This window comes from Cryobacterium sp. TMB3-10, from assembly GCF_004402305.1.
GTDB classification, from domain to species: Bacteria; Actinomycetota; Actinomycetes; order Actinomycetales; family Microbacteriaceae; genus Cryobacterium; species Cryobacterium zongtaii.
Genome location: NZ_SOGH01000003.1, coordinates 60,398 through 68,959 on the forward strand (window position 1 = coordinate 60,398; position 8,562 = coordinate 68,959).

Below are 8,562 nucleotides of genomic sequence, written 5' to 3' on the forward strand. Positions count from 1 at the left end.
CAACTCTACCTTCGGCCCGTGCCGGGGCCACGGCTGCCGCGCAGGTTCACCTGGCTCCAGTCCCGCTTGGCGCGGAGCCTGAACCTGGCGAGAATCCGGCGCAGGCGCCCGGCGGACTCCCCCGCGGTGGCGAGGGAGGCCAGTGCCGCCGTCCAATTGCTCTCCACGACCTCGTCGCTGACCTGCTCGCCGCCGAACACGGCGCTGTCGACGGAAGCTGCTACCGGCACCAGCCGGTGCGGCGCCACGAACTCCGCGGCGTCGACGATCTCCCCGGTGCCGTCGGGGCTGAGCAGCTGGGCGGCCAGCTGCGCTTCCAGGCTGACGGCCACCTGACGACGGCTCGACGCGCGTGGCACCTCGAAACCAAGCTCGGCAAAGCCGTCCGCCAGCTCGGACCAGGCTCCGGCGGCGCGTTCATCGCCGGTCCCCTTGGTTCGGCGATTGCGGCGGCGGCGGGACTTCAGCGCGGCGATGACGAGGAACGGGACACCGATCAGTATCAGCGGGATGCCGATCGAACCGATCACGATCCAGGCCCAGCCGGGCAGCTCGAAGTCCTTGTCCTTGTCCTCGTCCTTGGTGTCGTCGATTTCGACGGCGGTCAGCAGGTCGTCGGCTTCGTTGTCCATGCGCGGGGGCTGACGCACCTGCGGCTGGGGCTCGGTCTTGGGCTTGGGGGTCTGGTCCTGCGGAACGTCAGTCTGGTCAGGGGTGGGGTAGAACGCGACCCAGCCGACGCCTTCGAAGGCCACTTCCACCCAGGCCGTCACGTCGGTTCCGGTGATCTCCACGGTGCCGGCGTCCTCGGGCACATCGGGCGCGAAGCCCATCACCACGCGGGCCGGGTAATCCAGGCTGCGGGCCATCAGGGCCATCGCGGCGGCGTACTGTTCCTCATCGCCCACCATCTGGGTGCGGGTGAACAGTTCGTTGATACGGTCGGCGCCGTGGCCGGCCCTGGACGGGATGCCGTCAGAGGCCAGGCCGTGGCTGAGGAACCCCTTGGTCTTGAGCGCCTGTTCGATCGCCCGGAGACTGTCGATGGGAGTATCGGCCGTGCCGGCGTACTCGATGGCCTTGGCCACGACGACGTCGGGGATGTTCTCGACCGCAGGCTGGGTGACGTCGGCGACGGGCACGTCCTGGAGGTCCTCATCCCGGTAGGTCTGCTGCAGCATGGCGTTCACCGTGTACTCATAACCGGGTTCGACACCGGTGGTGAGCACGGCGGTGCCGCTATCGGCGTTGTAGCGCAGGGTCTCGGCCTCCTCCTGGCTGCCCGCGTCGTCGAAGTCCACGGTGGCCGGATACCCGATCACCGGCAGCCAGACGTCTTCGTACCCGACGACGTCGACGGTGACGGTGCTGTTCGCACTGCTGGTGACCAAGGCCGGTTCGGGGATGGTGCGGCCCACGAGGCGGAAGCTGCCGGAGCCGTTCACCAGGGTGTCCGCGGCGGCCACATTCCACAGTTTGCCGTCGTAGGCATCCATACTCGCCAGCCGCAGGGTCTCTCCGGGCTGCATTCCGGTCACGGAGAACAGCGGGGTGTCAGCGAGGGTCTTGGTGAACTGCCGGAAGCCGGCCAACGGGCTCGGGAACTCGAGCGGATCGAACGGCGGCTGGATCTCCTCGCGCAGCACGAATCGGTCCTTGGTCTCCGGTGCCAGGACACCGCCGACGAGAGCGCCGATCAGCACGGCTCCGACGACCAGGGTGGCGGTGCCCAGAAGCTTGCGTCGCAGCAGCCGAGCTGCGCCCGCGGCATCCGCGCGTTCCACTTTCGTGCGGCGCCAGCCGATCCAGACGATGGCGACAACGGCGAAGGCAACACCGCGCAGGCCCGCGTAGAACGTCTTGTCGGTGCCCATCAGGATGCCGGTCAGATACAGCAGGACCGGCCCGATCAGGAGAACACCGGTGCGCCAGACTGTGCGCCGGCGGCCGGGCAGCCACCGGCTGGCCAGCATGGTGCCGACCAGGGCGATCAACCAAGCCGCGAAGTACGGCAGCACCGGCATGTAATACGGTGCTTCCACGGGCGTGCCGAGGGTGACGATGTCCTTCCAGCCGAAGACCGCGCCCAACGCCAAGCCGGCGGTGGACGAGATGCTGGGGAACACGCCGAGCAGGGCTTCGCCGGGCATGGTGAACGGCGTGCCGAGCAGGAAGTACGCCAGGATGGCGGCGAGCACGCTGGTGACTACACCCAGCCGCAGTGCGTAGCCGAGCACGGCGATTCCGGTTCCCACGATCAGTCCGCCGAGGCCGGCGACCAGGAAGTTGTAGTCGCCGAAGGAGGTCTCCAGGCCCAGCACGCCCAGCAACGACAGCAGGCTCAGCACGGCGACGTCGGTCCAGGCGGCCCGCGGGAACGGCCGCCAGGCCGCGCGCAGTCCCGCCGGCCGGTCGGGGCGTGGCCTGGCTGCCGGCGCGGTCCTGGCCCGCGTTGTCGAACGGGGGCGGGTGAAGCGGCTCATCGGTGTACCCGTCGGAGAAGTTTGGGCAGGTCGGCCAGATCGCCGATGGTGACGACCGTGAGGCCGGACACCGTGGACAGCCGGGACTGCGCCCCGGGGTTAATACGGAACGCGAGGGTGGTGGCGTCCTTACCGAACAGGGTCTGCGCGGCCCGGAATTCGGTGAGGTCCATCAGCGAACCGGCGATGATCATGACCACGCTGGGCGGCGGCAGGCGCCGGGTGGCGGCCCGCGCGAATTCCCGCAGGCTCGGGAAGAGGCCGGACACGGCGTCGATCCTGGAGGTGTCGTCGAGCAGGGACACCGGGGTCGCGGTGCGCAGGGCGAGCTTCTCGGTGACCACGCTGAGGCCGGTGCCGTCGCGGATGATCTGCAGCGCCAGCGATGCGGTCACGGACACGGCGAGTTCGAACTCCTCGTTCGAGGCGTAGTACGCGGTCTCGGAGGTGTGCACGATGGTGAGCTGGGTGCGCCGGGTCTCTTCGAACTGACGCACCATCAGCTGCCCGGTGCGGGCGGACGTGCGCCAGTGCACATTGCGCAGCGGGTCGCCGGGCTCGTACGCGCGCAGGGCGTGGAAGGAGATGTCGTCGCTGGTGATCTTCTTGGTGACCTCACCCTCGAGGTCGCGCATGAGGCCGGCGGCCGAGGAGGCGATCCGGGTGGTCACCGGGTGCACGAACAGCTCAACGGCCTCGGTCCAGCGCACGGTGCGCCGCATCAGGCCCAGCTGGTCACCGCGCACCGAGACGGCGGGGCCGGCGACGATCACGGCGCGGCGCTGGGTGGGCACGGCGAACAGCTCGTCGTGCACGGCGGCCGGTGCGAGCCCGGGGATGACGAACTCCGCCAGCCCGGTGCCGACGGGAAGTTCCATGCGGGCGGGCAGCAGGGCGCGCTCCCCCGAGTTCGTGACGGTCATCTGCCCCAGGGCCCGTTCGCCGGCGACGACGCGGTGCGGGTTCAGCTGCAGCTCGACGGCGTAGGTGGCCCGACCGATGATGAACGGCACGGCAACGAGCACGGCGGCCAGCAGGGTGGTCGCCAGGTAGGTGAATTCCACCCAGCCGAACACGGCGCTCACGATGAACGCGGCGACCGCGCAGAGCAGCACCAACCGGCCGGCCGGGCCGATCACATCGACGACGGGGCGGATGCGCCCCAGCACGACGGCGAGCACCTGGCGGAGCAACCGCCAGGCGTGGGAGGCACCGACCCCGAGCGCGCGACCGACCGATCTCAGGGCGTGTCTGGCCGGTGAGATCCTGACAGGACCGCGCTCGGAGGCCCGTCTCATGCTGCGCGGAAGGCGGGCGGGGCCACCTCGACGAGGATCCGGCTGACGATGTCTTCGGCGGTGACGCCGGCGAAGTCGGCTTCGGGGTCGACCATGATGCGGTGCGCGAGCACCGGGATGGCCAGGTCGCGGATGTCGTCGGGGCTGACGAAGGTGCGCCCCTGCGACAGGGCCCAGGTCTTGGCCGCCCTGGCCAGGGCGAGGGCGCCACGCATGCTCACGCCGAGGGTCGAGGACACGTCGGTGCGGGTGGCGGTGACGATCTCGTTGAGGTAGCCGAGCACGGCGGCGTCCACGAACACCTCGGACGCCAGCTGGGCCATGGTGGTGACCGAGCTGGACGCGATGATCGGCGTGATCCCGGCGTCCCTGGACCGGTTCGAGGAGTCCAGCAGCAGGGTGACGGCGGTGTCGTGATCCGGGTAGCCGAGGGAGGTCTTGAACAGGAAGCGGTCGAGCTGGGCCTCGGGCAGCGTGTACGTTCCGGCCTGCTCGACGGGGTTCTGGGTAGCGATGACCATGAACGGGCTACCGACCTCATGGCTGATGCCGTCGACGGTGACCCGGCCCTCTTCCATCACCTCGAGCAGAGCGGACTGGGTCTTGGGGCTGGCCCGGTTGATCTCGTCGGCGAGCACGATCGACGCGAAGATCGGTCCTTTGTGGAACTCGAAGAGGCCCTTGCCCTGGTCGTAGATGGTGACACCGGTGACGTCGGACGGCAGCAGGTCAGGGGTGAACTGGATGCGCGAGTTGGTGCCGTCGAGGGTCTTGGCCAGGGCCTTGGCCAGCACGGTTTTACCCGTGCCGGGGAAGTCCTCCAGCAGCACGTGGCCGTTGGTGAGCATCGCGGCGACAACGAGCCGGATCACGTGGTCCTTGCCGAGGATCGCCTGTTCGACGTTGCCGACGAGCTTGCCGAATGCTTCGGCGAACCAGTCTGCCTGTTCTTGGGTGACGCTCATGTGATGTTCTTCCTGTTCTCGTTCGTTAGCCGGAGCATGTGTTGGGCGCCAGGTTGTTCCAGGCCGTGCCGGAGATGGTGTTGGTCTCGGGGATACCGGTGGGCGCACCGGCGCCGATGATCACCTTGATGTTCTCGCCGCCCACCCGCACGCCCAGCCAGTTCTGGAGGCGTACCTTGCCGTTGGCGTTCAGGTCGTACCCGATGTTGGTGAACGCGCTCGAATCGCCGTTGATTGCGGTAGTGAGCCGGTGGTTGCCGGGTTTGAAGTACTCGTACCGAACCTCCACGTAGTTACCCACCGGGGCGTTCGCGCCCTTGCACACATACGCCCGGGGCGGGGGCGGCGGCGGTTCGGGTTGCGGAGTCGCCGTGTTCGAGGACGTCCACTCGCCGCAGCCGCGCGGGTTGCAGGCCCGAACCCGGTACTGGGCAGGCTGGTCGATGTTTCCGGTATCGGACGCCGATAGGGCGGACGTATAGCGGTATCCGCTACGCCCCTGAACCCACTCGTAGTGGTACTCAGTTACGCCGCGCCCGCCGTTGCTGCCGGGTGCAGACCAGGTGAGTTCAAGCGCCCCGGTGCCCTGCCCGGGCGCCCTGAGCGTGGCGCTGGCAGGCGCCCCGGGCAGTCCATAAGGGGTGACGGTTGGGCTCGAGGCCGACGGCGTGGAGTCTCCGATGGCGTTCCGGGCGGTCACGGTGAAGTCGTAGTTGGACCCGTTGGTCAAGCCGGTGATGTCGTGGGTGCCGGCGCTCTTCACTGTCGTGGAGCCGCCGCCCCACCAGATGGTGTAGTCGATGATCTCTGAGTTGTTCGACGACGGGGCGGTGAAACTCACCGTGGCGCTGCCGTCGCCCTCGACCGCGGTCGGCGCCTTGGGGGCATCCGGGTTGTTGCGGATCACGAAGGTGATCCTGGCCTTGGTCTGGCGGGCCGGGTCGCCGGTGGCGTCCTTGATCGTGTAGACCACCGTGAGAGTGCCGGTGGCGCCCGAGCCGGTCTTGATGGTGACGTCGTTGCCGGTGAACGCGACGGATGCGGAGCCGACCTGCTGTTCGATGACCGCGCCGATCACCACGAGCGGCTTGCCGTCCTTGGCGAAGGGGTTGTAGTCGTTGTTGAGCACGGGCACTGTCTCCGAGGTGCTCGGCCGGGTTTCGATACCTGCGCCGTTGGGGCCGGCATCGTCGACGGCCTGGGGAACGGGGCGGGTAGACGAGACCACCGTCACCTCGATCGAGCCGGGGATGGTGAATTCCTTGTACGTGACCGAGAACGTGAGCTTCACCTTGGCGCCCGGCTGGGTGCCCAGCGGTGAGGAGATGGTGAGGTCGGCTCCGGCGAGGGTCGCGGCGACGGCGCCGCTCGTTCCGCTGAGCGATCCGTAGCTGACCCTCTGGACGATGTCGGGGTTGGGGTGTCCTGTCGAGTTGCGCAGGTTCACGACCTGCGCACCCTCGCCGGCCTCCACGGTGACCGTGGACGGGGTGAAGGTCGGAGCGACGTCCTCGAAGTTCGGGTCGCCGACGGTGATCGGGATGGTGAGGGTCGCTTGGTTGCCCTTGGGATCTCCGGCACCGGTCCCGTCGGTCACCACGAAGGTCAGGGCGGCGGGCCCTCGGTAATCGGCCGCGGCCACGAAGCTCAGTGACGTGGAACCGTTCATGGCGTTCGAGCCGTCGCTGTTGGTGGCGGTGGCGCTGAGCAGCACGGCGGGGCGGCCGGAGGGGACCTCGACGATGTCGGCGAGGGACCAGCTCTTCGAGCCGTTCATCTTGATGACCTGCGGGCCGATGTCCTTCAGGAAAGGCGGCGGGAACACCTCTTCTTCCGGCGTCGGTTCGGCGTTCGCGGGATCAGTCGGCTTCGGGGTGTTCGGCTCCGGCATGGCCGGCACGATGATGAACGCGGTGGCACTGAGCTTGTCGACCTCGTTGGTGAGCCTGTAGGCGATCGCCTGACGTTCGAAGGTGGGCTCGACTCGCACGACGCCGTTTGACTGGATGGCGCCAGAGGCGGCGTTGGGTCCCTCCAGGCTGATGACCAGCTCGTCGATCAGGCCGCTCGGGTTCTCGGCTCCCTCGAGCGCGTCGATGTCGACGGCCTGGCCGGCCTGAATCTCTTCGGGTTCGACGAGGTGGTCGATCGCCACGGGGTACTGAGCCTTGGCGTCCTCGGTGACCTTCACCTGGATGAAGGCCGTGTCGGCGCCGCCGTGCCCGTTGGTGATCTCGTAGCGCAGCGTGTATGTGCCCTCCTCGGCGGGCGTTTCCACGATGACGCGACTGCCATCGACGGTGGCGATGATGCCGGGATCGACCTCGGGCAGCTTCTCGGAGAGGGTGAGCTTGTAGCCGTTGGGGTCGGAGTCGTTGAGCACGACCGGGATCGATCCGGTGCGGCCAGGCTTGATCTCGATGGCGTCGTCGATCGCGCTCGGCGCCAGCAGTTCGACCGGTCGAGGGATCACGCCGATGCGCACGGAGCCTTCGGCGGTGGCGCCCAGGGTGTCTTCGACCTGGTACGTGAAGACATCCGTTCCCGCCGTGCCCGGGTAGGCCTCGTAGATGAAGAAATCGCTGCCCGCCTCGACGATCCTGCCGAGCTCCGGGGCGCTGGTGACGTCCTTCAGGTACACCGAGTCGCCGTCGGGGTCGATGCCGTCCAGCGGCACCTGCACCTTGATGGTGGATTCGGCGAAGGTGCGCATGGTCAGCGGCAGCGGGGTGGGCGGCCGGTTGTTCTTATCGTCCAGGGCGGTGACGGTGAACCGCACCGTGGCCGTCGCGGTCTCGGCGAAGGCGTCGCTGATGCTGTACACGACACTGTAGGAACCGGCTTCCCGGGGAGCCTGGTAGCGCACCTGGTTGCCCGTGACGAAGGCCAGTCCGCCGGCGTCGGCGGTGTCGGCCAGGTCGGGGGCGACCGTCATTGTGGCGGAGTCGGGGTGGTAGTCGTTGTCGAGCACCGGAACGGAGACGATGTCGCCGGCGCGCACGCTCACCGAGTCGTCCACCGCGACGGGAGGCTGGTGCTTCACCAGCGGCGGCACCGGCACGACGGTGACTCCGGCGGTTGACGTGCCGTCGCCGTCGCTGATGGTGTAGGTGAACTGCACCTGCTCGGTGAGCGCGGCGGCGGCGGTGACGCGCAGCACGGTGTTGGTGAGGATCTCCACGGTGACGAGGTCCTGGGTTGCGGTCAGGTCGACGGACTGCACGGCGAGGACCCGGCCGCTGGGTGAGACGTCGTTGTCGAGGACCGGGATCATCACCGGTTCGCCGGCGCGCAGGTACGCGGTGTCCTTGACCGCGATCGGCGGTTGCACGTCGTCGGGGTTCTCCAGCACGTCCACCCGGATCAGGCCGACGCTGGAGGTGGCGCCGGCGCCGAGGCTGTAGGTGAAGACGTAGCTGCCGGCCTTGTTCGCGGAGACGGCCACGGTGCCGCGCTCGAGGTTGGGCACGGCGGTGAGGTCGTTGGGCACTTCGTTGACCCCGATCAGGGCCAGCGGCGCACCGGAGGGGGTCACGTCGTTCTTGAGTGGTTCGATCAGGGCGGTCTCGCCCAGGAACACGGTGGTGAAGTCCGGAGTGCCGATGGGGTTGAGGCTGCCGGGCGCCTTCACGTCCACGGTCAGCACGCCGGTGGCGGTCAGTAGCCCGTCGGAGATGACGAACTGCACCTCCTTGACCCCGAGTTCGGCGGTCTTGGATTCGAAGGTCACAAAACCCTCCGGGCCGAACCGCACACCGTCACCGGTGGTCGGCGACGCCGACACCAGATAGATGTCGTCACCGTCGGGGTCGATCC

General features: G+C 68.3%; 5 protein-coding genes and 1 pseudogene. 1 reads left to right on the top strand and 5 read right to left on the bottom strand.

The features are described 5' to 3' along the window. Positions 1-5: 5 nt before the first annotated feature. The 4 genes from E3T22_RS01595 to E3T22_RS19590 all read right to left on the bottom strand — a co-directional run bounded on the left by E3T22_RS01595 (position 6) and on the right by E3T22_RS19590 (position 5,587). Positions 6-2,483: a transglutaminase domain-containing protein gene (locus E3T22_RS01595; protein ID WP_134480191.1), complete on the bottom strand. Its 2,478-nt coding sequence runs from the start codon at positions 2,481-2,483 to the stop codon at positions 6-8. Further along, positions 2,480-3,676 carry a DUF58 domain-containing protein gene (locus E3T22_RS01600; protein WP_166789246.1) on the bottom strand — a complete coding sequence of 399 codons (1,197 nt, stop codon included), beginning with the start codon at positions 3,674-3,676 and terminating at the stop codon, positions 2,480-2,482. The genes E3T22_RS01595 and E3T22_RS01600 overlap by 4 nt, the downstream gene beginning before the upstream one ends. A 101-nt stretch (positions 3,677-3,777) precedes the next feature. Then, entirely contained in the window at positions 3,778-4,746 is a 969-nt protein-coding gene (locus E3T22_RS01605; protein ID WP_088456515.1) for a MoxR family ATPase, read from the bottom strand. 25 nt (positions 4,747-4,771) lie between these two features. Continuing rightward, positions 4,772-5,587 (bottom strand): fibronectin type III domain-containing protein, encoded by an 816-nt coding sequence (locus E3T22_RS19590; RefSeq protein ID WP_370028268.1) that lies wholly within the window; start codon positions 5,585-5,587, stop codon positions 4,772-4,774. On the opposite strand from E3T22_RS19590, the gene cas5 reads away from it, so the two are divergent. Then, entirely contained in the window at positions 5,547-5,714 is a 168-nt protein-coding gene (cas5, locus tag E3T22_RS19595; protein ID WP_370028271.1) for a CRISPR-associated protein Cas5, read from the top strand. The two genes, E3T22_RS19590 and cas5, sit on opposite strands and share 41 nt — an antisense overlap. A gap of 1,307 nt (positions 5,715-7,021) precedes the next feature. On the opposite strand, the pseudogene E3T22_RS19600 reads toward cas5, so the two are convergent. Beyond that, positions 7,022-8,020 (bottom strand): annotated as a pseudogene (locus E3T22_RS19600) (Ig-like domain-containing protein); the annotation flags it as partial. Between the last annotated feature and the right edge of the window lie 542 nt (positions 8,021-8,562).